Source organism: Paenibacillus sp. FSL H7-0943 (assembly GCF_037963265.1).
Taxonomy (GTDB): domain Bacteria; phylum Bacillota; class Bacilli; order Paenibacillales; family Paenibacillaceae; genus Paenibacillus_AQ; species Paenibacillus_AQ odorifer.
Genome location: NZ_CP150148.1, coordinates 3,671,403 through 3,695,593 on the forward strand (window position 1 = coordinate 3,671,403; position 24,191 = coordinate 3,695,593).

The following is a 24,191-nucleotide window of genomic DNA, read 5'->3' on the forward strand; positions in this document are numbered from 1 at the left end:
TTTAGACCTGTACATTCGGAAGTTCGTCAGTTCAGTCTGTTTGAACGTTCTTACCACCGAATCTACCTGTACTTCAAACCTCATGTTCTGTAAAACATGACGTACGCAGGATTATTGGCGGGATGGTTTCGGGATACATGGTTCCGTCATTCCCAACCTCGGTTGTAAAGTTAAGATTACTGAAGTAATCTTCTGCTTTTCACACTGTTTGGTGCTTATAGCAGAACTTGTCGTACTTCTCCGTTAATTTTCGTATTATGCAGCTCGTCAGCTAAAAGCACTGGATGTTCTGACGCATTACATATAACTGGAGCTGCACTCCAACGTTTTACTAGTTAGAGTGCAGCTCCATGAAAATGAGTGTTTTCAATTACTCTACGATAGGAAGATCTGCGGTATTCATCGGGACTGGTTCAGTACATGCTGGTTTTCCCGCCATAGCTTCCGATTCAAAGACCGAACAACTCAAGCGTAAAGTGGAAATGGGGGCCTTTGCGTCAGCATTTTCTATATTAACGCTGGTACTGATCTCATGGAATGCACGAAAGGAGAAGGTCCAGGAGACTGAACGAATCTCCAAATTGTCCGCACGGTATTATCGGCTTGCTCTGGACAAAGGTAAGACTATATTGCATTGGATAAGGAAGTGGAGCTTCTTCATCATTACCTGAATATCGAATGCTCCCGCTTCGTGATTCAACTAGATTATGACATCCAAATTAAGGTTCTACAGGTGATTATCGAGTCATCCCCAACATACTTCAGGTACCGGAGCACAGTATTCAATGAAAAAGCAATTTGTATTTAATCCGAATTGCTTTTTTACTGCGAGAAAGGGGAGGGATCTTATAAAAATAACAGAACGAAAATCGAGCTATATCTAAGGAACCCTTAGCATCGCAGGATTATATTGGTCATCCATTTAAAATCAGAGAACTTAAAGCTACAAAAGTCAGTTGATAAATATGTAAAAAGATTAAGCTTTTAAAACCCGTTAATTTTTCATCTTTTGAAAATTAACGGGTTTTTATTTATAATAAAGAAGCGTTTTTAGTATGAAGGGAAGAACACCGTAAATCGTCAATGGGTACAAGTTCTTGTCCTCAGACAAATCCATATAGAACTATGTATAATCTAAGTAGAACGCATCTTAGTGACATATGTACAAAATACGGGTTTTGTGAGGAAGTAGTGTATAAATTAAAGGAACCAACCAATTTGATCCAAATTATTGCCAATTTACTGTCTATTAATGATTATCTAATCAATGTTCAAACCTGTTCAAAATAGCTGCCCTTACCTAAGCAATTGATTCTTATTTAGTAATCGTATTATCTAAAACGAGTATTAAGCTTTAAAGCTCATCAAGTCTCGCATAAAACTTTAAGTACTAATAATGTTTTATTGTTTGCATTAGATTACATAACTCTCAATTATATAAAAAGTTATTTATTACCATTATTTAACTTTTAGAATCATCCTCATACATGTTCATCTTTAAACCTTCAATTACAAAGTAACTCTTCAGCTATCCTTAATTGTCTTTCCCGTTCTTTAGTAGCTGCCTCTGCAACTGAAGAATGATCTGATATGTAATTCACCAGTTTTACTGCATAGTCACTGCAAACCATAGCGTGTCCTCGCATATGTCCAGTTGCAATGGCTTGTGCAAAAGAACGGGCAGCATACTTACTAGCCTCGGTTGTGGACTCTTTGGCTAATTCATTGACAATAAATCCAACTTTTCTTAAGTCAAAGGCTCTAATCTCACCAGTTATACGCTTTTCTAGCGTTTCTATACCTAAATCAATCCGGGGGTCATTTACAAGCTGCTGGACCAGATGATCCAGGTGCTCAACTGCTACTTTCAAAGCCCATTTGGCCAGAAACTTCTGCGGCAGCTCTTCAAGCGTTTCTTCAAGCCGATTTCTTAATTCATGGTTATCTACAATCTTTATCTTTGGACTAGTATAAGTAAACATGTTAGTTTCTCTTAATTGCTGTTCATGTTTATTCCATGCATATTCCTCAATATTCAACGAATCACTCCCCCATTACAACACGGCACTGTTTAATTGCTTCAGGTCTTCTTTTATAAAAAGAGTGTACCATACTGAAAAAATGTAAATTATCCATATTCTACGCGAATAGTCGCCTTTATTACTCCGATGCTGGGCAAACATCTCTTCGATGATATTCATATTGAATATTTCTTCAATGCCACTATATCGTATTTGTTCGAACATTATATCTGAAATTGGAGTTTTGAGCCAATCACGAATGGGTACGGGAAATCCTAGTTTAGGTCGATTTACAATAGCTTCCGGAACGATTCCTTCCATAGCTTTACGCAAAGCAAGTTTTGTTGTTTTTTGCCCAATCCGATTGGACACAGGTATTTTACTAGCCGTCTCGAAAACCTCTTTATCTAAAAACGGGACTCTTAATTCTAATGAATGTGCCATGGACAGCTTATCTGCTTTTGATAAAATGTCTCCAGGTAACCAAAAATTCATATCAATAAACTGCATTCTTGTCGTAGGGTCTAGGTGAGCTGTCTTATCATAAAAAGGCTTAACGATATCCGTGGGATGTAAAAAGCTATTCTGAGCGTGTACCGATTCGTGGAGCAAGTTCATTTTACCGCTTTTGTTAAAGATATTAGCATTTCCGAAAAAACGCTCTTCTAAAGGTGTCAGACCCCGAAGTAAATAATTTTTGCCATAAAAATGATAGGGATATACAGATAATGATTTTCGTAACGAATCCTTTATGAAGTTAGGCATCCAGGTTATCGGTCTTAATGCATTTGGCTCTCTATAGATTCTATACCCTCCGAATAATTCGTCAGCGCCTTCCCCTGATAGGACAACCGTTACATGTTCTTTGGCAAGCTGGTTTAGATGATAGAGTGCAATAGCGGAAGGGTCTGCAACAGGCTCATCTAGATGCCAGACCGTTTTCGGGATACTTTCAAAAAAGTCTTTTTGCGATAAAATGTGAAAATAATGATCTGTCCCCAGTTTGGCTGCCGTTTGATTTGCAATGATTGTTTCATTGTTCAGCCCTTCAAATCCAATCGAAAAGGTTTTTGTTGATTCTTCTGCTCTCATCATTGCAGCTATTGCGGTGGAGTCAATTCCACTGGACAAAAAACATCCTCTATCCACATCACTTTGTAAATGAAGGTTTACAGACTCTTTCAATTTCCGCTGAATTTCTTCGGCATAGTCTGCTAAAGATCGTTCTACCGGTTGAAAATGGGGTTCCCAATATTTCTCGATCTTCATTACACCATCCGAGTTAACCAATAATCGCTCCGCAGGTCCTAATTTATGAATGTGTTCAAACATCGTATTAGGATGCGGGACATACTGAAAAGTTAAGTAGCTGAATAAACTTTGATATTGAAGCTTTCTGGGTACCCCTTGCACTGCAAGTATGCTTTTAATTTCCGAAGCAAATAAAAGATTATTTTCGTCTTTGTAATAATAAAAAGGTTTGATTCCGAAATGATCTCTAGCAGCAAAAAGAGATTGTTCCCTAAGATCCCAAATCGCAAAACTAAACATTCCACGTAAATGATGGACACAGTCCTTGCCGTATTCCTCAAATAAATGCACAATGACCTCTGTATCTGATTGCGTCTGAAAGTGATGTCCTTTTAGCTTTAACTGATCTCGTAGTGTTTTATAATTATAGATTTCACCATTAAAAACAATCCAAAGGGTACGATCTTCATTCGTCATCGGTTGATTACCATCACGTAAATCAATTACAGACAATCTGCGAAAACCAAGTCCAATGTGAGAATCGAGCCATACTCCCTCATGATTGGGGCCTCGGTGATTCATAACCCCTGTCATTTGTTTTAAGGTTTCTTCCTGTGGTGGCTGTCCATTATATTTTAATATTCCTGCTATTCCGCACATACTATGGTAGTCCTTCCTATAATAAAGATTAGGATATAGAGTGCCCATAATTGCTTTGATAAATTTATCATTTTTTTCTAAAGGATTCACTTATTTGAAAATACAAAAAAAGAAAAGCCTGTATTAGCAGGCTTTTCTCATTCATTCTTACTTTATCTCTCCCATAAAGCTTCTAAAGTTCTCGACGATATCTTTGGATCGGGTATGGTGCAAATAATGCTCCCCATCAAGCAACATCAATTTCCCGTGTAAGGAGTCTTTAATCTGTTCTTTATGCAGGGATTCCCAGCCTGGAACATCCGTATTTTCTTTCACTAGGAAGAAAATAACAGGAAGATCTTTTGGGAAATTTAATGTTTCCGTGGCTTTGAAATTACTTTTAAAATGCTCTGCTTCGCTGATGATATTTGGATTCATCATGTTTTTAAGTGAAATCATTCTATTTTGTTCTTTAGTTTCCTCATCATCACTTGGTGTAACGATTTGGGCTGGATTGAGCTTTACCAGCAATCTCATAAATCCTGAGTTTTTAAGCAGCTTATAGGTTCCTGATGGAAATTCTTCATCGTTGCCCCCTTGTGTGGGTACGCTGCTGTCGATGCCTACGAATGCACTAACTTCGTTTTCGTATTTGTTCACATAGTCCAGTCCGTAAATTCCCGCTATAGAATGTCCCATCAGAATATAACGATCTATCTTTAATTCTTGTAAAGCATCATGAAGCTCACTCACGATATTGTCGACCGTTCGTTCTTTTGTGGTGACATCGCTTAGTCCATAACCAAACGGCTCAACTACTACAACTTTATAGAAAGGAGTCAGTTCATCTACAAGTGGTTTGAAATCAATTACTGGTGATGCGGTTCCAAACCCTGGGAGTAACACGACTGTTTCCTTGCCTTGCCCTTGTATGGTAACATTCATCTTTTTCCCGTCGACAGGTACAAGCTGACCATAGGGTTCTATTTTTCCTTTCTCCACTTTATTGCTGATCACATTGACTGTAAAAACGATGACCAGAAAAAGTGCTAGGAGTATGACTATAGCGACTATTACTTTAAGTAAAATTAATAATGTTTTTTTCATACTTTCATTTCCTTCCTTGATGTTTCTTTTAGTTTCTCCAACTTCTGCACCCCTTCATGTTATCCCTTATCTTTTGTCTATTTCATTCTAACAATCCAGTCTTAGATCCTGTGTAACGCAAGTTTAATTGATTCTTAACTTTCACCAGCTCCTAATGATAACGAATTAAGCTTCTGTTAAGATTTATATAACAAAAAACACCTCTAGATATCCGTCGATCAGCCATAGGCTAATCTAACGTTATCTAAAGGTGTAGTTTCCACTTATTTAGTTCATTGATTATTTACGCGCTGCACGAAGCTTCTCAGGGGTTACATCGTTTCCATCCGGATCTAAAATTGTCACGCCAGAAAGACTGTTACGAACTTGTCCACGAATTTCACGCAGATAGTCTTCACGCAATGCGATCTGTTCAACCCATTCGCCTTGTGTCAAGCCTACTTCACGTTCTTTCTTAGCTAATTCATTGATGCGAGTCAAACTTGTAATCATCTATGTTCCTCTTTTCTTAGTTTTAATTAGCTTACTAATGGTTATGGCGATTAGTTTCAGATTCAAGCTAAATTATCGGCCATTTGTTTCATAAGTCTTCTTAATAATAAACGCTCTTCAGGTATAATTCCGGCTAGTAATTTATCCAGCTGTTTGTTCCAGATCTGTTCCACAGGTTCGCAGAGATTACGTCCGGCTGGGGTTAGATACACTCGGCTAACTCTGCCATCTTCAGGATCTCTTTTTCGAACAACAAACCCATGATTTTCAAGAGATTTTACCATATTTGTTATGGTTGGAGGCTCACAATTCAAGCGTTCACTTAGCTGTATCTGTGTCATTCCATCTGTTCTCCATAACCGGCATAATAACTGTTCTTGACCCACATGAAGATTAAGTTCTCTAAGCAGCTCTGCATAATCTCTACGCATTTCCGCTGATATTCTATCCAGTAGTTCCCTTATCTCATCTTCTATCACAGATATTTCCTCCGTACTGCCTTACAAATTACTTAGCAAGCTAATAATATCACGATTTATTAAAAATTTCAAATAAATGTCCCTAACATTCATCCTGTTTGCTGACCAAACCATTAAAAAAGGAGTATAACCACAAGATCACGTAGATCTCGGTTTTACTCCTGCCCAGTCGACACTTGACTTCGTTCTCAATTATTTTGTGGAAGCCGCACTTCAAACATCGTCCGCACTACACTGCTTTGTGCAGAAACTGTTCCAGCATGTTGTTCCACAATGTTTTTAGTGATAAATAAGCCCAGTCCCGTACTCCCTGTGGGATGCGTTCGCGCTCGATCCCCGGTGTAGAACATATCAAAAATACGCGGCAGCTCTTCCGGATCAATACAATCTCCATAGTTAATGATTTCAATAACGACTTCATTTTCCTCTAAATACCCATGAATATCAATAAATTGACCGTCGCTTCCATATCGCGCTGCGTTGGTGAGGAGATTCTCAAATACACGTGCCAGCAGCTCACCGTCACCCTCTATCTTCAGAGGTTGGGTTACATCCAAGCGGGAAGTAAGACCATTTTTCTCAAAAACGGGATATAACTCTTCATTTAACTGCAAAAGAAGCTCACTCAGGTCGATCGAGGTTTTTTCAAGCGTAAGCTTACCATAGTTCATTCTTGTGATTTCAAATAGCTCATCAATTAATTTTTCCAAACGTTGAGATTTAGTATAAGCGATCGTTGTATAATGTCTGGTCTGTTCTGGCGTTAATTCATTGTCCTTAAGGATAAAATCCAAATAACCTATAACGGAGGTAAGTGGTGTACGCAGATCATGTGCCAGATTTAATACAAGTTGATCTTTACTGCTCTCCGCAAAGTCGCCCCGCTCAATAGCTTCCTGAAGATGGTCAATAGCCAGATTGATATCATGGCCAATAAGGCCGAATTCATCTTTAGATGGGATATCTACCCGCTCCGAGAAATCACCCGACGCCAGCTGATGGATCCCTTTCGAGATTTCCTTGAAATAATTTGCATATGGTTTAGTAAATATAAAAAAGAATAAGATGGCCAAAGGAATGAAGATAATCAAAAACGCATTAACATCACCGATATCCCGCATCAAGTAGCGAACTTTAGTCAATGGATTTTCTAATAAGACCTCTGATCGATAATATCTCTGCAGAATTTTATAGATTGAAAAGGTAATTCCACCGGATACAAGCATACTGGCCATCAGCAGCATAATCATTTTTGTGCGAAAGCTATAGATCATTTTAGGCATTGGTTATATACCCTTCCCCTACTATTTATCTTTGTAGTGACAATGGTATATGAATTCATTCAAAATCTCAAATCCTTCGAATCAAAGATCTTTCCGCACAAAAATCCGCAGAGAAATGATATATGAACAGCTAAGCAAGAATACATAAGCCAGACCTAGGATTATAAAGGGAATGAGCGTACCTTTCACTCCAAAACTCAGCCATCTGTTCACATCAGGTATCCACTGGATCAAAAAGCTAAACACGTTCGGTCCAAACATTACAATCATCATAAAAACAAGATTAACCACTTGCGCTCCCTTTGCCCCTAACCAGTAATGAATCGGTAAATAAAGCATCGCAAGGAGAGGGAAAATGGATAACGCAATACCAACCTCTTGCCAAAAATGAGGGGTTACGGCTTTACCTGTTACAATAATCAGGAGATAGGTAAAGGACGTGGCTGCCAGCCCAACAAGCGCATACGGGAGGATCGAAAAATATTTGGCACGGACAAGCTCTTGTCTCCTTACAGGGAGATTAACGAGAAACCGTTGTGTCATCTGCTGAGTATCCATTGAGCAGGAGCTTATCAATAACAGCATGGGTGGCATTACCGTAAATAAACTGAAGCTATGATAGTTCGAGTAAGCTATAAAAATAAAAAAGGGGATTAGCAGCATCAGAAATTTACGCAGAAGAATGAAGTCTTTTTGAATTAAAAAAAATGATTTATACACTTTACGTCCTCCTTAGCTTATAACTCTTCCTTGCTAAACAATCGTAGAGAAATCCTATAAGAGCAGTACAATATGGAGAGATAAACAATCCCTATCAAACCAATCGGCAACAGATGATCCTGAAGCTTTATGTCGGTAATTGTTAAGAAAAAGGATGAATTTGAGAGTGAAGATCCAGTGTTCAGGGTGGTAATCGTTATTACTACATTAAAAAGGATATTGAAGTAATAGTTTTTGGAACCAAGCCAATAATGAATCGGCAGATAAATAGACGCAGCCAAAGGAATCATCAGTAATGTTAAAGATACCCCTATCCAATAAAACGGGCTAATGGAATATCCAAATGAAAAGGAAATTAGTAACAAAGCTAAAGAGCAAACCAAACCGATGAAACAATAAGGAATAAGTGATAAGTATTTAGCCAAGATAATCTCTTGCCGTCTTACTGGTAACCCTATCACAAACTTTGTGTTGTTATTCTGTGCATCCATAGAACAGGAGTATACGAGCAACAGTAAAGATTGAAAAGTAGCAAACATGCTGGAGTTATCCAGTTGAACATATGCGATGAACAAGATACTCAAGAGAAATATAGGGATAAAATTCCGCAGGAGAATAAAATCTTTTCGAATCAGCAACAAGAGATTAAACATACAAAGCGTTTCCCTTTACCGTAAAATACATGATTTCTTCCAGAGTAGGCGTTTCGCATATGGCATGACCTCTAAAGAAGGGTTCCTCCTCAGAGCGATTGTTCAGAAGACCCTCGAAACCAACTTCCGTCTCTCTAAGCCCGATGAACCATTTTCGTACATCCCGATCAAGCAACTCTTTATTGCCTTTTACCAGCATATATTTGTTGGCTAGAGATTCTTTCATTTCATTAAATACTAGGTGCCCTTCGTTCACAAAAACAATATAGTCCGCGATCCGGTCCAAATCAGTCGTATTATGCGTTGAAAAAAGAATAGACTTCTTCTCATCCTGGATATGCTCACTAAGCAAATCAAGCAACTCTCTTCGGAATATAGGATCAAGTCCTGCAGTAGGTTCATCCATAATAAGCAGATCTGCACCATGTGATAAGGCAATGGCGAGCGAATACTTCATTTTCATTCCTTTGGAGAGCTCCTTAATCTTTTTCCGCGGGGAAAGCTTGAACATCTCTATGTATTTCCTATACGTTTCTTGATCCCAACGACTATAAAAAGGAGCAATAATCTTACTCATCTGATCGATGGTTAATTGATCGTAAAAGTAATTTTCATCGGAGACATAGCCAATCCGATCCTTATTCTCTGCTTCATGGATAGACATCTCTTGGTCAAAAATCTTGACGCTGCCATGATCAGGAAACACCATCCCCATCATCATTTTTATTAATGTTGTTTTCCCTGCCCCATTCGGTCCAATTAGCCCCGTGATATACCCTTCTTTGATACCGAACGTAAGTTCGCATAGGCTAAAATGGCCATATTTTTTAGATATTTGGTCCAATTGAATGACTTCTTTCATTCTGTCTCCTCCTCATAAAGCAATTTCAACATCTCACTAAACTCAGCAAAATTAATCCCCAGCATTTTACTCTCGTCGATAATCTCCTTCATTTTGTTCTCCATAATCCGTAGCCGTTGTTCCCGAATAAACTCCTGATCTGCACCAGAAACAAAGGAACCTTTCCCCACAATTGAATTGATAAGCCCTTCTCTCTCCAGTTCTTCATAGGCTCGTTTCGTTGTAATTACGCTAATCTGCAGCTCTTTGGCTAATAGCCGGATAGAAGGTAATGGGGTGCCAGACACTAACTCTCCTTGCAGAATCATCTGGCGGATCTGGCTGACAATCTGTGCATAGATGGGTTCACCGGAAGTGTTGGATATCAATATGTTCATGTAATCGTGCCCTCACTCCTAGTTTATGTGTTATCAATGTATATATGTAATATATACACTATACCCATTGTTGTCAATTACCTTTCTTGTATCGGCAAAAAAGCTGATTCCTAGGATCTAAGAACCAGCTAACACAGTTATCAGATATTTTCTCTATCACAATAATCCCGCACTTTTTAAAAAACGGCTAACAATATCTATCTGATAGCGAATCCGTAGCTCACGATCAAGGCTCCAGCAGGTTTCCACAGTAAATGCTTTAGCCCCTAATATACGGGTAACGGCTGCCCTTGAGGAGCCGGGGCGCTCCCGTAAACGGATATTAAAATGATAAGCGGTTTTTGGAATCGTTCGATTAATGCCTTTGATGACACGTTTTGCTGTACCTGTTCCTCGGCTTCCCGGAGTGACGATGATCGACTGGCCAAGTCGCTTCGGATTTTTTTGTGACAACCCATTTGCTTCATGAAGATCCAGAAACCAGGTGGGACGATATCTTAGTACTAGCTGTAGCAAAGCTGAAGCTAATGGATGTTTTGCCGCTGTTTTGCTAGAACGTGGAAAGGTGCGATTTAAATCGGGTACACCTCTGATCCGTTTGCGGTAAGCTTTTTGATTCATTAGAGGTACTACAATGATCGTGCCCCGGTGTATATACAACCTTCTCTGGTTAAAACGTTCTACAATGATCTGTGCGGCACGAATACTTCCTGTCTCATTCCCATGTATCCCCGACACCACCATAAAGACAGGACCAGGAAGCTCACCTCTAATCACATAATAAGGAGTAGCATAAGCTGTGGACGATGCTAAGGTATAGCTTTCAACGATCATAAAGGATCACCTCCACATTTAGATAATCCATATATGTGTATTCCGATGTCCCCCAGTTGTCCTAGACAGATAAGCAAGAAGAAACGACGTGGTCTTTTTTTAAGATAGCATTCGTTTTTCGTAGAAATACAATCAAAAAAAGCCTGATTTCTCAGGCTTCCTTAGTCCTAACTAGTTAATTTATTTATACGCCGGGAGCCAGTCTCCATGGGCTGTGATCAGCTCGTCGCACATATTTGTAATGTCATCCATCGACAATTCAGCTGCTGTATGGGGATCGAGCATTGCGGCGTGATAGATATGCTCTTTCTTATGGGTAATCGCTGCTTCGATCGTTAACAACTGTGTATTAATGTTTGTACGATTCAGTGCGGCGCACTGTGGAGGCAGATCTCCCACGTAGGTCGGAGTTACTCCGCTTCTATCTACTAAACAAGGGACCTCTACACATGCTTCTTTTGGCAAATTAGTGATAAGACCTGTATTCATAACATTGCCACCTATTTTGAAAGGCACATTAGTTTCGATAGCTTCCATAATATAAGACGCATATTCATGCGAACGTTCATGTTTAAGTTCTTTGTTATTAACCAATTCTTCACGCATTTGTTGCCAACGTTCAATTTGATCTACACAGCGGCGTGGATATTCGTCGAGTGGAATTTGAAACCGTTCGATAAGCTCTGGGTAATTACGTTTGATAAAATAAGGATGATACTCTGCGTTATGTTCCGAAGATTCCGTAATGTAGTAACCGAATTTAAGCATCATTTCATAACGGACCATGTCTCCGTGATGTTCTTGTTGCTTCTCAGCGGCACGGCGTTTAATTTCCGGATACAAATCCTCGCCGTCTTTAGTAACCTCCAATAACCAAGCCATATGGTTAATCCCAGCGATCTTAGCCTGAACACCTGTCTGATTCATACCCAGATGCTCGAACAAGCCCGGAATACAATGCTGCACACTATGACATAATCCCACCGTCTTTACACCGCCATAGGTATTCATCACATTGGTCAGAACTGCCATAGGATTCGTATAGTTCATAAAGAGTGCGTCCGGACAAACCTCCCGTACATCCGCAGCAAAGTCCAGCATCACTGGAATAGTACGCAGGTTACGGAAAATCCCACCTATGCCAACTGTGTCCGCAATCGTTTGCCGCAAGCCATATTTCTTCGGAATTTCAAAATCTGTGATGGTGCAAGGATCGTAACCTCCCACTTGGATTGCATTAATGACATATTTAGCTCCACGCAAAGCTTCTTTACGATCCGTATAGGATTTCACAACACAAGTGCTGCCGCTGCTCTCTTTTATATTATTAAGCATATTCTCGGAATCTTTCAGGCGTTGTAGATCAATATCATACAGGGCAAGTTCAAACCCTTGCAGGGCTGGCGTTCTCATACAATCTCCCAACACGTTTTTGGCAAATACGGTGCTACCCGCTCCGATAAATGTAATTTTAGACATGTGAAATATTCCTCCTTATAGGTGAGGTGAACGGTATTAACATCGCAGTTTTATGGAATAGAGTAAACTATAATTCCCTTATAAACACTAGGATGTCAGATCATAACCGTCTGCTCTCTTCACTAATCACTATAAATGAGAGCGGTCCCAATGAGTATGGAGAAATACAAGAGATATATGGACGTTTGTTGCATTTGTATATTCAATCCTATAATCTAAATGTATTATAAAAGCAATCTTGGGGAGGTTCTAAGTAAATGGCTTCAGAGCATTATCATTTTACAGCAGGGTTTAATCTGGCTCCCGATGATCATGACCTATCTGTATTATTCAGCGGAGAAGGCAAACCCGTTCCTGGCCATAAAATGGGCCCCTCTGTTCATGATTACTATCTCATTCATACAGTAATTGATGGGGAAGGAGTTTTTCAAAGTGGCAGTAATTCGCAGGGATGTAGTAAGGGGGATACCTTTGTTATTTTTCCGGGGGCGTTATTTAGCTATCAGGCAGACATGGATCGTCCGTGGACATATGTATGGGTGGCCTTACAAGGGGAAGCGGTTGAACAGCTACTACACGAAGTGGGAATTACAAGGGACAAGCCAATAATCCACTTAGATAACCTAATAGAGATACATAAAGTATATGAACATATTCGTTTATCCTTTCAGCAATCTGCTTATCCTCGACTGGAGAGCTTAGAAGCTTCGGGTTGGCTGCGGCTGCTAGTGCACAAATTCGGTGTTGCGAACATAAGTTCGCTTCCCTCTCAATCGATAGAATTACCGGATGTTATCGACCGTCAGATCGATCAAGCGATCCGTTGGATTTCTCTACAGTTTCATCAACAGATCAGTATCGACCATATGGCATCGTCTCTAGGCTATCATAGGGCGCACCTCTCTAAAGTCTTTAAACAAAAGATCGGCATGTCTCCCAAACAATATTTATTAAAGGTTCGTATGGATAAAGCAAAAAAACTGCTAGGAGGCACGCTGACCATCGACCAGATCTCTTCCTCGGTCGGTTTCAATGACGCGTTATACTTCTCCAAGCAGTTCCGTAAGTGGAGCGGCATGTCTCCCAGTGAATTTCGAAATCATCTTCGAACGGGCAAGTGATTGATGTATCTTACGTTTCTTTCATGGCTTTAGATAAAATTGAGCTAACAAACGTTGTCTTTCCTTCACAATAAGCATCAATGTCATAACGATGTTGTTCTGCCAAGCGTTGTTTGACCTCTGCATACGCTTGACGCGCTGCTGTATTCGATCGCAGATAGTCTCTGAAAGCGATATGCTCCAAGTATCCTTTTCCATCCTTAGGACATACATACAGATGATATTTCATAAATCCATCATCCTGAAGTCTTTGAAACGCTTCTCTTCCCTCTATTCCCAAGTTCCCTTGGTGTTCATATCCATGCTGTTGTAAACGTTCTATGATTTGTGGGAGTACATCGTAGCTGTCCATCACAAGATCAAGGTCGATGATAGGTTTAGCAGCTAGCCCTTCAATCGAAGTACTGCCCACATGCTCGATAGAAATAATAAGATCTCCGACATAAGATAAGAGCTGTTCTTTTAATCTATTGAATTCTGCCTTCCACTCTGGGTTATACGGGACAACCTCTATAACTTTCGTCTTCTCAGCGATGATCAAACACCTCCCGGGTATAATAAAAGGTACTGTAATACGTTTCTAGCTAGTCTCTGGTATATCCTCTTTCTCGATCACTCTATAGACGATCCATATGCATAAAGCGGCTACAACTAGCGTTCCCCCCATTAAGCAGACACCACTCCAGCCCCAATGCTGCCATGCAAAACTTCCCAGCGTGGATCCAATCGCTCCACCTGTAAAAGTGCTGACCATAAAAACAGTATTAATACGACTGCGAGCCGCTGGTTCAAGTGCATATATCCGTGTTTGGTTACTGACCTGTGACCCCTGTACCCCAAGATCCAGAATAATAACTCCAGCAATCAAACTCCAGATCGTAAATCCGGCTAAACCAAAAAATCCGTAAGCAATTAATGTAATTAATAGTAGGATTCCTACAATCTTTTTGGGAGCAATTCTGTCTGCTAACCTCCCGATAAATGGAGCACCAGCAGCACCTGCTACACCAATAAGACCAAACAATCCTGTAATAGAGCTACTGTAGTGATAAGGTTCTCCTTCCAGAAAGAAAGCTAGAGAAGTCCAGAACACACTAAAGCCGCCAAACATGCAAGCCCCAATTAAAGATGACTCACGAAGCGTCGAATATCTGCGAATCAGTTGTCCCATTGATTTCAGCAGATCTGAGTACGAGGAATTATTGTCTGGTTTCGTTGCCGGGATTAGCCGATAAAGAATAAGGGATAACAATAACATGACTACTGCGGCAATCCAGTACATCGCTCTCCAGCCGAACATATCCCCTATAATTCCGGATATTGTTCTTGCTAGCAAAATACCAAAAAACAATCCGCTCATTACAGTGCCTATAACCTTCCCCCGCTCCTCCGGTAAAGCTAACTCAGCCGAGAGAGGAATGATGACCTGCGGCACCACCGTAGTTATGCCGATAGCAAAGCTGGCGATATACATCCAAGTGAGGTTTTGTGCGGTAGCGAAACCAATTAGTGACAGTGATACAGCAATAAGAAGTCCTGATATCAGTGTTCTGCGTTCACGAATGTCACCTAGTGGAACAAAAAATAACATTCCCAGCGCGTAGCCGATTTGAGTAAGCATCGATACATATCCCACTGCGTTAGAGGAAGCATTAAATGTGCGTCCTATCTCAGCTAGGAGCGGCTGATTATAATACATATTTGCCACGCTTAGTCCTGATGCAATGGCTAGAATTAGGATGAATTGCTTAGATAGACCTTCTCCTACACGAACAGCAGCGCCTGTGATAGATTGTGTCATGAAATTATGTGCCTCCGTTCACGTATGCTGCTTCAAACAGCGAGCTTTATTTTCCCTAATATATTATAACAGTCAATGTCAACCTTCCTTCTTCAATAGATTAATGATTAGTAAAGGGAAAAATATAAATATCTGCATAAGTACTATTTATAGTAAAATATATAAATCTGAGCTAGGAGTGGATGAACGTGCACCAGAACGAACGAATCATAAACAAATTACAAACGAATCCCTTAAAGAATGTAAGCTTGTTAAAAATGTTAAACTCCTTCCACGAAGTCATGGAAACACATCTAGTTGAGCATGGTGATCAGTGGGGTATTGTATTACTTCTTCCAGCCACAGCATACGCATATGATCATAGGGTATATCCTCAAGCGGATTACATCGTATTTTTGGATTACAGCTGCCCCGATATATTTCCAGCTTTACTACCACTGCTCCCAGCACAGGCGAAGCTTGTTTTTAAACTACAGGATGTGAAGTACCAAGAGGCACTGTCTGCGCATTTTTCTTTAGAAAAAACTCGGGGGTTTTTCTCTTACAGCACAACTGAGGGGTTAAGGTATAGTAAGGACAAAGAGGTGTCAATCAATCATTCATTTGACGACAGACTACTTCCACTTTGGGCTGCTAACCATTACAATAAGGAAGAAATTGAGGAATATTTCCAAAAAGGAGCGTTTTCCGTTTCAATCTTTCAGGGCGACAATCCGGTTAGTACCTGCCTAGCGTTCCGAAATGAAGAGCAGATTTGGGAAATCGGCGCTGTTCATACTTTAGAAGCATTTCAAAGATACGGATACGCGAAAATGGTAGTTCGCACAGCCATACAAGAAACGTTAGAACGAGGCTTTATTCCACGCTATCACGTCCTTGAAAGAAATCAAGCGTCCATTCGTCTAGCTGAATCTATTGGGCTTGTCCCTTGTGTGCAGCTAGAGCACTGGATTAACTACATTCAATAACAATTTCTATTGGAGGTGATTTTAATGAGCTATCCACCAAACGACAATTTGAACTATTATCAGCCTCCACCCCCTCCGGCACCGACGAATGGTAAATCAATCGCTGGTTTTGTCTTGGGAATCCTCTCTATTGTTGTGCCTTATATTGGTTTTCTGTTAGGAATTATTGCGATTATTCTATCCGCCTTATCGCTGAAGGAAATCCGTAATCGTTATGAACAAGGCAAAGGCCTAGCGATTGCAGGCCTGGTATGTGGAATTGTGGGCACGCTGATGTACGCAATTATTATATTATTCGTCGTTGTGTTTGTTTTTGCAGCTTCTACTTACTAACCACGAAAAGGATCTCAATAGCCATCATCGGCTGCTGAGATCCTTTTCGAGTTAACACGCTATCAAGTGAACCCTTCATTCAGTCGTGGAACCAAAATCGGTGATTTTAAGCTTAACATCAAAGGTCAATGGCATCCGAATAAATTCCTCGTCCCAATGATCCTTGATCTTTTTCCAAACCTGCGGTTTTTCTATGCTAAACCAATTTCCGAACCCTGCTATATCCACTTTGTAGGTAGAATGCATTTTGTGAATAAGAGCATTGATTTTTTCGGTTAATTTTTCCTCGAATATCTTCTCCAATTCTTTGAAATAGGCAACTTCCGCGGAATGCTCATTATCATCCCAATTCTCAATAAGACGTCCATCAGACTCAATGGCTACATGAATAGAGAACTTCTCATCCGCAGTCTCCTTCAGCGTAATCTTGCTCTTAACTGATTTAATTTCATAAGTAATCGCTTCATTCAACTGATTATAGGCTTTAATGCTCCCACCTTTTATGTCCCCTTTGATCCAGGCAATACTCTCCACATCCTGTTGATCAATATTGCCAATCCACTGTCCTGTGTCTCCCTTGATAATACCTGCTCCGGAAAATTCCACCTCACCTTGTGCCTCCACAACGTTCTGTAAAACAAAGCTTTGCCTGGAGTACATAAGTGCATCTAGATTAGACAACGTTATGCCCTTCATAACTTTACTGGTTCTGAAGTGGTTATGAATCATGTCTGCAAGACGAAAAGAAGGAATCTCCTCCGAAGTTGTTTTAAGTGTGTCGGATGCAGGCCCTTGGCTAAGAAATATAAGACAGCTAGGGCGGATATCATTATCTCGCAGTAAAAAGTCCATTAGCCGTCTGATCTTCTCCTGTTGCACCAGTTTCTCAGATATGACAACAACCTTGAGGTGATGACCTATAATCGGACGGTTCTTACGTATTGAGATTTGGCGGAATATCTCAAGCAGAGAATCCCCTGTCTCAGAAATATTGTGATAATGAGTTTGTGGTGTTGCGCCATCTTTGCCAGAGTTTCCGAGTATTTTTTCAGGCACAATTTGTACCGTAGCCGTCAATTTATTTTTCTTAAAATAGCTTCCTCCGAGTTCCTCAAACTCCCGTTCGACTCCTTTCGGCTCCCCCTTGTCAAGCGCCAATCCCGTATAAACACTCAAGTCTTCAATCTCCTTACTGCTCCAGCAGCCAGACTGCGTAAGCAGAATCACGAATACCAATAGTAGGCGAATAACCCGCTGTCTAAACATTCTGCTTGAGTCCTTTCTTCCTAATGATTAATACAATCGACAATAACAGTGGCAGCATTATAAAGATCAGCACACCCATATAGCCAATCGCATCACCAAGACTAAAGACATCATTGATGCGCTGAGGGATCATCGTACAGATGAAGATGATGGGCATTAAAGCGAACATAACCGGATGGATCTTTAGGTGGAATACCTGGGAGATGCCAAGTGATGCATTAAAGAAAAAGCTGCAAAAATTACAGAACATCTGCATCAGCCAAATGACGAGCAACGGAAATTCAAATCGTTCAAAAAAGAACCCTGATATTTCAAAGCTCCGTACCAAATCTATCGTAGGCCAGGTGCTGGTGATTACAGAATTGATGGATAGGCCGCCGATAACCATCACAACAGTAACCAAATACAATACCAGCGGGATACTTAAACCGACCATCATTCCTTTGACCGCTTGCTGCGGATGCTCCATAAAGGCCGTCATTGTCATCACAACCTCACAACCGGTAAAAATCAGGATGCTAGACTTCATGCCTCGGATCACCGGCATCATGCCTTCACTCAGAAAAGGACGCAAATGCTGGATATCAAATATTCTGGTACTTAAGATATAACAAATAATCAGAATAAAAATACTGATCGGAAATACAATCTGAAACACGCGGGCCATGGAATTAATCCCGCCATACACCAAATAAGTGCCCACCCAGATGAACGGCATCACAATCGCCCAGATCGGTGTCCCTTCCAGAAGAAAGAACAATGTTACTTCCGCCAGAACGCGGATTTCGAAACCCGCAATCACAATAAAGTAAAGAATCAATATTGTACTCATTACACTGCCTGGAAAATTCCCAACAATTCTTTTAGAATACTGAAAGACAGTCTTCCCTGGAAATTGCTGGCTAAGCTTCACCATAACCAATATGACCAAAGATACGACGATACCTCCCAGCACTACTGAAATCCAGGCATCGGGAGTCTGCACAGCCTTAACAACATTTCTGGGCAAAGTCAAAATTCCCGCACCTAGCATTGAATTGGTCAAGATTATGGAAGCCTGCGAGGTTGTGATCTTATCATCAGTTCGTTTAAACACTGTGGTCTCCCCTCTGCTCCTGCTAAGAATACATTCTCTAGGACCTGCGCTTTTTCTTCTGGGTCTTCAGCATCTCCGGTCTTCGCTTCATGATCGATAACGGTGCACGAACGAACAAATCCTTCCAGTCACTTAAGCGGAAAGGGGAAATAGGGGTGACGTAAGGAACTCCAAAGCTTGAAAGCCGAGTCAGATGGCTGCAAATAAGCAGGAAGAAAAGGATGGTTCCGAACATGCCCAGGACCGCCGCAAATAACATGCCTGCGAATCGTAAGATCCGGAGAGTAATCCCCGCACTGTACATCGGTATGGAAAACGAAGAGATCGCTGTCACAGCTACAACAATTACCAAAAAAGGACTTACAATACCAGCCTGTACCGCGGCATCTCCAATGATTAGACCTCCGACAATCCCCATTGCCGGACCTATGGGCTTCGGCAGCCGAATTCCAGCTTCACGCAAAATTTCAATGGAAATTTCCAGAATCAACACTTCAATTAATGCAGGAAAGGGTACACCTTGGCGTGTTTCGATAATGGAAATCGCCAGTTGTGTAGGAATCAGTCCCGGATGAAAAGAGATAAAGGAAATATACAGCGCCGGAGCCAACAGAGCCAGAAATGATGCGCAAAACCGGAGTATCCGCAAAAGTGTACCCGGAATCCAGCGCTCATAATAATCCTCAGGAGACTGCAAAAGCATACTGAACGTCACTGGAACAACGAGTGCAAACGGTGTGCCATCCAGCAAAATCGCGACTCTTCCCTCTAACAAGGATGCAATTACCCGATCGGGTCTTTCCGTATTCTGTGTCTGCTGAAACGGGCTTAAATAATCATCCTCGATCAACTGTTCCACATAGCCGGATTCCAGAATAAAGTCCATATCAATTTTGGAGATACGTTCCTTCACTTCCTGGAGCAGATCAGGATTTACAATGTTTTTCATATAAGCGATAACCAGGTTCTTCTTGATTTCGCTGCCTACTTCAACCATTTTCATTTCCAGATTCTTATTAAGCCCTTGGCGCCGCAGCATAGAGGTATTCTCACTAAGCACCTCAGTAAAGCCAATCCGAGGCCCACGCAGTAAAGCCTCCGAGGTCGGCTCAGTAATCGCGCGCACGGATCCATGCGGAGAACCCACCAGCAACATCTCACGCATGCCTTCGACAATCAGCGCAGTGTATCCGAATAGGACAAACTCCTGCAGTTGGTCTAAATCCTTGGCTTCACTAAGCTGAGCTAAGGGGAGCATATTCTGTTTCAAGTAGTTGTATATTCCTTCTGAAGCCTGCGTTTCGCCGGCATACATCAGATTCTGCAGCACCTGCTGATTGATTAGCTCCTCGTGCTGCATCCCCTCTACATAGACCAATGCGGCACGTGCCTGTATACCTTTAACTGAGAATTCACGAAAATGTACATCACTGTTCTCCCCCAATGCCGTTTTTATCGCTGTCAGATCGGCATCATAGTCCTGGGTAAAAGCAGTAGACACAGGAGGCTGCGGATTTACTTCCCGATTGTCATTCTTCTTCAGTTCCGCATCCTGTGATTTGGCCTCTGTTTCCTTGGAGCGTCCGCTTCCAACATAAAAATACAAATGCCTGTAAAGATAAAAAATCCCTACGGGAAAGAGCAGCGTAATCGCCGCCTGCATAAAAATTGTCCAGTCCGGAATATAAGAGACTATTTTAGGCCACATCGCAATCATCCTCTATAGGAATCTGTTAGTACTATTCTCCTTCCACCCTATTCTTATGCAACATTTGAAACTTAAGGAAAGTTCATATATCAGCATTGGTCCGGACATAAGAAAACGCCCGCATAAGCGGACGTCTGCAATTTAGAGTATTTTCAACAGGTACTGCTTAAGGTTAATTAGGTTGCTGCCACTGCTTTAAAACTTCAATCAGACCCGGGACATCTAATCCATCCAAGGAAAAAGCTTTGCGCAGCAGCTCATGCGGTATGAACTCATCGTATTTTCCGAGGTAGGGTGCTTCATCTGGGGATAACAATGATAATGGATCTGTGGCAGCCATACTTTCGGCAATGATCTCTGCTTCCAGCGTTTCTGCATCTGTTTTACCCGCAACGACCATATAATAAGGTTCCATGGGAACGATAGAACGCAGTCCCAGAGGGCTCTTCAGGTTGTTCTTCAGAAGGCGCTCCAGCGTACGGAATTGCCGACTACCGGCCCAGGGCAGAATGAACATGGAATCTCCACCCGCCGGCATAACGGACCGCACAAGCATTCCGCTTTCCTTCGCTAAACGACGGGCTCGTTCAAGACGCGCAGCCGCACTCGGAGCTAAATACGGATACAATGAAGTGGCTCCTAAGATTTCACGGATCTTGTTCATGATGCGTGTATGTACATCCCCACCCGCACCAAGCCACAACGTATCTACTTTGCCGCGTGAGGTTTTCACATAAACGGCTTTATGGCGATTATCCACCTCTTCTACCTTCCAAAGCTTACCTGCCAGAGTAAAACAGTAGCCTGGTGGTGGAACCGTTGTGATCGATCCGATTTCCTCAGTCCCGTTATAGACCACATGCTCTTCATCATCTTTGAAGACCGCGTAGAAGCGGAAGTTATTCACGATCTTCTCTCCCGCCATCCCGATGATCAAGCTGCCTTCGTCCATCTTCTCAATTTGTCCCATGCCTAACATATAGGTCATGAAAATATCATAATCAGTAGGATCTATGGTTTTAAACGAAGGTAAACTCAGAACCGCTTCTTTTAAATCATCCGGTTCGGCCTCACCCATACTTTTCAAAATGCTCATCGTCTGATGGTACAGCAGTCCAACTGGCAGCTGACGCACGACCAGGGGTTCCACCCATTTCTCGCGCACATATAGCTCAATAACCGCTATCGCTCGAAGCAGTGTCCACGGCATCCGCGCCGGAAGCTGAGCTTCCTCGTCCTCTTCCTCGGGCGTGACAAAGATCATCTCGGATGCAGCGTCTCCACGCCTGCCCGAGCGGCCTAACCGCTGCACAAAGCTTGCGCAGCTATAGGGAGCGCCGACCTGTAGCACTCGCTCCAGCTCGCCCAGATCAATGCCCAGCTCCAGCGTCAACGTCGCTGCGGCAACAGCCGGTCCGGTGCCTTGCCGCAGCGCGGCTTCCGTCTCTTCACGCAGCATCGCGGAGATGCTGCCATGGTGAACGTGAAACACATCCCGTTCACCACGCTTCGCGGCCGTTCTCCGCATCTCTAGGGTCGCCGTCTCCGCATCTGAGCGGCTGTTGGTGAAGATCAACGCCTTCTTCAGATGCGTATGATCATAAATAAAATCGTAATAAGACTGCTTCGCACGTTCTAAATGCTCCGCCTGCACCTCATCCCGTGCATCCGGGAAAGAGAAATGCTCCACACTTAAACGGAGCTTACGCCCGCCTTGTGGAGCGGACACTTCAACGCTCTCCCGTGTGCCCGCCGCCAGCCACTCTGTGACAGAAGCGTAGTCACTCAGTGTAGCTGATAGACCGATTCTGCGAGGATGACATCCCGCCATTCGTGAGATTCTCGCCAGCTGGCTTAACACCTGGATCCCCCGGTCAGCTCCCATAAAGGCATGCACCTCGTCAATGACAATAAAACGTAGATCATGGAACAACGCTGGAATAGCATTCGGGCGGTTCATTAATAATCCCTCAAGCGATTCCGGGGTGATTTGCAGCACGCCTGAAGGATTCTGCACCAGTTTTGTTTTATCGGCTTGAGGTACATCTCCATGCCAGTGCCACACCGGAATATTGCCTTCACGAAGCAAATCATTCAAACGTGTAAATTGATCGTTGATCAAAGCTTTCAGAGGGGCGATATACAAAATGCCAACCGAACCGGAAGGACGTTCATACAGCTCAGTAAGCGCTGGGAAAAATGCTGCCTCTGTCTTACCTGAAGCGGTACCTGAGGCAATCAGCAGATGATGCGGGGTATCAAAAAGCACCCGGCAGGCATCCACCTGTGCCTCACGCAAAGTCTCCCAGCGGTTCTTATAAATAAACTCTTTAATGAAGGGAGCCAGCCTATAGAACGGATTATCACTCATAATTCAAACTCCGCCAGGAATCCATCCAGTTCATTTTGCTCAGTCTCAGCTGGCTTAGCCGTTTTTTCGCCCACTAGCTGTTCAAAAGTAATCTCCGGATGCTGGTGGAGCGTATGCAGCAGATCCATGAAATCACGAACTACCTCCCGTGGAGTTAAGAGTTCCTCAGCCCCTAATCTTCCAACCGCTTCCTCCATAAAATGAACCAATTGTTCCTGTGATAAACGTGCTTCATAACCATAATGTAGGGCGTGAATCTCTTTAAGCTTTTGCAGCAGTACAAGAATTTCCTCGTGTGATAACATGTCCAGTGCAATGATAGGTCCAGTATAATTGTTCAGACCCGCCGCCACGTACCGGCCAGCAACCAATCGCGATCGCAGTGCCTCATAACTAAATAAACCACGCCGTCCATCTTCCACAAATTGCGGAGTTCCCCCTATAAAAATCCCTAAGTTCTCTGCCTTCCCCTGCATCGTATCATTGAACATGGTAAGCAGCTTTTCATAGTTGCTCTGACGGGAAATACTGTTCGTAATTTTATAAAGATTGACACCTTCATCAATAAACAGCAGCAGACCTTTATAGCCAATAGCCGCAGTAAATTCCGCCCAAAGCTTCATATAGTCATACCAATTATCATCATCAATAATCACGCCAACTCCAAGCGCTTTGCGGGCTTCTGTCCGAGTTGCAAATTCTCCACGCAACCAGCGAAGCGAATCCTGTTTCTGGTCATCATCAGCCAGCTTGTGTGCATTCCAATAAGATGCTAGCACTTTGGAAAAATCAAAACCATGCACCAAACCACGCATTTCAGAGGCTACAGCGTAAATTCGCTTCTCTACTTCTTCACCAAGCTGAGGGTGATCAGGCCCATATTCTTTCTCCTGCATCACGGACTGCTGTAGCGTAATAATCCATTTCTGCAGGATGATCTCCAACGCTCCACCATCTGGACGTGTGCGGGTCGATAAATGGCTCATTAGCTCCCGGTAAGTCGCTAGGCCTTGTCCTTTAGTTCCTACTAACCTACGCTCAGGGGACAGGTCAGCATCTGCTACTACAAAATCCCGATCCATCGCGTAATTACGGATCATCTGAAGCAGAAAGCTTTTGCCGCTGCCGAATTTGCCTGTAATCAGCTTAAAAGCTGCCCCACCCTCTGCAATGTTCTCCATATCTCTTAATATGGCCTCAATCTCCGGCCGACGGCCAACGGCTATGTGCTCTAGTCCGATACGCGGAACAACACCAGCCGTCAACGAATTGACTAGCGCAGTTGTCATTCGTTTAGGTATTTTTAATTCACTCATCCAAAGTTCACCTC

General features: G+C 42.3%; 22 protein-coding genes. 4 read left to right on the forward strand and 18 right to left on the reverse strand.

Annotation, left to right across the window (positions count from 1 at the left end; all coding sequences use genetic code 11):
* The first annotated feature begins 350 nt into the window (after positions 1-350).
* Complete coding sequence (locus NSQ55_RS15965) at positions 351-671, forward strand: hypothetical protein (protein WP_076184856.1); 321 nt, start codon at positions 351-353, stop codon at positions 669-671.
* Positions 672-1,505: 834 nt separating this feature from the next.
* Here the strand turns inward: NSQ55_RS15965 and NSQ55_RS15970 are convergent.
* The 11 genes from NSQ55_RS15970 to NSQ55_RS16020 all read right to left on the reverse strand — a co-directional run bounded on the left by NSQ55_RS15970 (position 1,506) and on the right by NSQ55_RS16020 (position 12,197).
* A complete protein-coding gene (locus NSQ55_RS15970; protein WP_081387607.1) occupies positions 1,506-2,039 on the reverse strand; it encodes a putative immunity protein in 534 nt (177 codons plus the stop codon).
* A gap of 15 nt (positions 2,040-2,054) precedes the next feature.
* Positions 2,055-3,932, reverse strand: a complete 1,878-nt coding sequence (asnB, locus tag NSQ55_RS15975; protein WP_339167980.1) for an asparagine synthase (glutamine-hydrolyzing) — start codon at positions 3,930-3,932, stop codon at positions 2,055-2,057.
* Positions 3,933-4,079: 147 nt separating this feature from the next.
* On the reverse strand, positions 4,080-5,018 hold the full coding sequence (locus tag NSQ55_RS15980; RefSeq protein WP_339167982.1) for an alpha/beta hydrolase: 939 nt from the start codon (positions 5,016-5,018) through the stop codon (positions 4,080-4,082).
* 279 nt (positions 5,019-5,297) lie between these two features.
* Positions 5,298-5,510 carry a DUF896 domain-containing protein gene (locus tag NSQ55_RS15985; protein WP_036676956.1) on the reverse strand — a complete coding sequence of 71 codons (213 nt, stop codon included), beginning with the start codon at positions 5,508-5,510 and terminating at the stop codon, positions 5,298-5,300.
* Positions 5,511-5,572: 62 nt separating this feature from the next.
* Complete coding sequence (locus NSQ55_RS15990; RefSeq protein WP_254848917.1) at positions 5,573-5,989, reverse strand: MarR family transcriptional regulator; 417 nt, start codon at positions 5,987-5,989, stop codon at positions 5,573-5,575.
* A 188-nt stretch (positions 5,990-6,177) separates the two neighbouring features.
* A complete protein-coding gene (locus NSQ55_RS15995; protein WP_036676951.1) occupies positions 6,178-7,272 on the reverse strand; it encodes a HAMP domain-containing sensor histidine kinase in 1,095 nt (364 codons plus the stop codon).
* Positions 7,273-7,353: 81 nt separating this feature from the next.
* Positions 7,354-7,992, reverse strand: a complete 639-nt coding sequence (locus tag NSQ55_RS16000; RefSeq protein ID WP_339167987.1) for an ABC-2 transporter permease — start codon at positions 7,990-7,992, stop codon at positions 7,354-7,356.
* Between the two features lie 645 nt (positions 7,993-8,637).
* Positions 8,638-9,507, reverse strand: a complete 870-nt coding sequence (locus NSQ55_RS16005; RefSeq protein WP_339167988.1) for an ABC transporter ATP-binding protein — start codon at positions 9,505-9,507, stop codon at positions 8,638-8,640.
* Positions 9,504-9,884 carry a GntR family transcriptional regulator gene (locus tag NSQ55_RS16010; protein WP_076126630.1) on the reverse strand — a complete coding sequence of 127 codons (381 nt, stop codon included), beginning with the start codon at positions 9,882-9,884 and terminating at the stop codon, positions 9,504-9,506. The genes NSQ55_RS16005 and NSQ55_RS16010 overlap by 4 nt, the downstream gene beginning before the upstream one ends.
* Before the next feature lie 156 nt (positions 9,885-10,040).
* Positions 10,041-10,718, reverse strand: a complete 678-nt coding sequence (locus NSQ55_RS16015) for a succinylglutamate desuccinylase/aspartoacylase family protein (protein ID WP_076280406.1) — start codon at positions 10,716-10,718, stop codon at positions 10,041-10,043.
* A 180-nt stretch (positions 10,719-10,898) separates the two neighbouring features.
* Positions 10,899-12,197, reverse strand: a complete 1,299-nt coding sequence (locus NSQ55_RS16020) for an alpha-glucosidase/alpha-galactosidase (RefSeq protein ID WP_076190244.1) — start codon at positions 12,195-12,197, stop codon at positions 10,899-10,901.
* Positions 12,198-12,454: 257 nt separating this feature from the next.
* Between NSQ55_RS16020 and NSQ55_RS16025 the strand changes: the two genes are divergently transcribed.
* Entirely contained in the window at positions 12,455-13,318 is an 864-nt protein-coding gene (locus tag NSQ55_RS16025; RefSeq protein WP_076126635.1) for an AraC family transcriptional regulator, read from the forward strand.
* A 10-nt stretch (positions 13,319-13,328) separates the two neighbouring features.
* Here NSQ55_RS16025 and NSQ55_RS16030 read toward each other — a convergent pair whose 3' ends face one another.
* Positions 13,329-13,853 carry a GrpB family protein gene (locus NSQ55_RS16030; protein ID WP_076184982.1) on the reverse strand — a complete coding sequence of 175 codons (525 nt, stop codon included), beginning with the start codon at positions 13,851-13,853 and terminating at the stop codon, positions 13,329-13,331.
* Positions 13,854-13,898: 45 nt separating this feature from the next.
* Complete coding sequence (locus NSQ55_RS16035; RefSeq protein WP_076126637.1) at positions 13,899-15,119, reverse strand: MFS transporter; 1,221 nt, start codon at positions 15,117-15,119, stop codon at positions 13,899-13,901.
* A 188-nt stretch (positions 15,120-15,307) separates the two neighbouring features.
* Between NSQ55_RS16035 and NSQ55_RS16040 the strand changes: the two genes are divergently transcribed.
* Both NSQ55_RS16040 and NSQ55_RS16045 read left to right on the forward strand, forming a co-directional pair.
* Complete coding sequence (locus NSQ55_RS16040) at positions 15,308-16,087, forward strand: GNAT family N-acetyltransferase (protein WP_076126639.1); 780 nt, start codon at positions 15,308-15,310, stop codon at positions 16,085-16,087.
* A 24-nt stretch (positions 16,088-16,111) separates the two neighbouring features.
* A complete protein-coding gene (locus NSQ55_RS16045) occupies positions 16,112-16,420 on the forward strand; it encodes a DUF4190 domain-containing protein (protein ID WP_036676925.1) in 309 nt (102 codons plus the stop codon).
* A 75-nt stretch (positions 16,421-16,495) separates the two neighbouring features.
* Here NSQ55_RS16045 and NSQ55_RS16050 read toward each other — a convergent pair whose 3' ends face one another.
* From NSQ55_RS16050 to NSQ55_RS16070, 5 genes are all read right to left on the reverse strand, one after another.
* Positions 16,496-17,686 carry a Ger(x)C family spore germination protein gene (locus NSQ55_RS16050; RefSeq protein ID WP_076126641.1) on the reverse strand — a complete coding sequence of 397 codons (1,191 nt, stop codon included), beginning with the start codon at positions 17,684-17,686 and terminating at the stop codon, positions 16,496-16,498.
* Positions 17,679-18,782 carry a GerAB/ArcD/ProY family transporter gene (locus NSQ55_RS16055; protein WP_076184847.1) on the reverse strand — a complete coding sequence of 368 codons (1,104 nt, stop codon included), beginning with the start codon at positions 18,780-18,782 and terminating at the stop codon, positions 17,679-17,681. The genes NSQ55_RS16050 and NSQ55_RS16055 overlap by 8 nt, the downstream gene beginning before the upstream one ends.
* A 37-nt stretch (positions 18,783-18,819) precedes the next feature.
* Positions 18,820-20,490 carry a spore germination protein gene (locus tag NSQ55_RS16060; protein WP_076126801.1) on the reverse strand — a complete coding sequence of 557 codons (1,671 nt, stop codon included), beginning with the start codon at positions 20,488-20,490 and terminating at the stop codon, positions 18,820-18,822.
* Between the two features lie 172 nt (positions 20,491-20,662).
* Positions 20,663-22,861, reverse strand: coding sequence for a DEAD/DEAH box helicase (locus NSQ55_RS16065; RefSeq protein ID WP_076126645.1), 2,199 nt, complete (start codon positions 22,859-22,861; stop codon positions 20,663-20,665).
* Positions 22,858-24,177 (reverse strand): ATP-binding protein, encoded by a 1,320-nt coding sequence (locus NSQ55_RS16070; RefSeq protein ID WP_339167995.1) that lies wholly within the window; start codon positions 24,175-24,177, stop codon positions 22,858-22,860. Before NSQ55_RS16070 ends, NSQ55_RS16065 begins: the two co-directional genes overlap by 4 nt.
* Positions 24,178-24,191 lie beyond the last annotated feature (14 nt).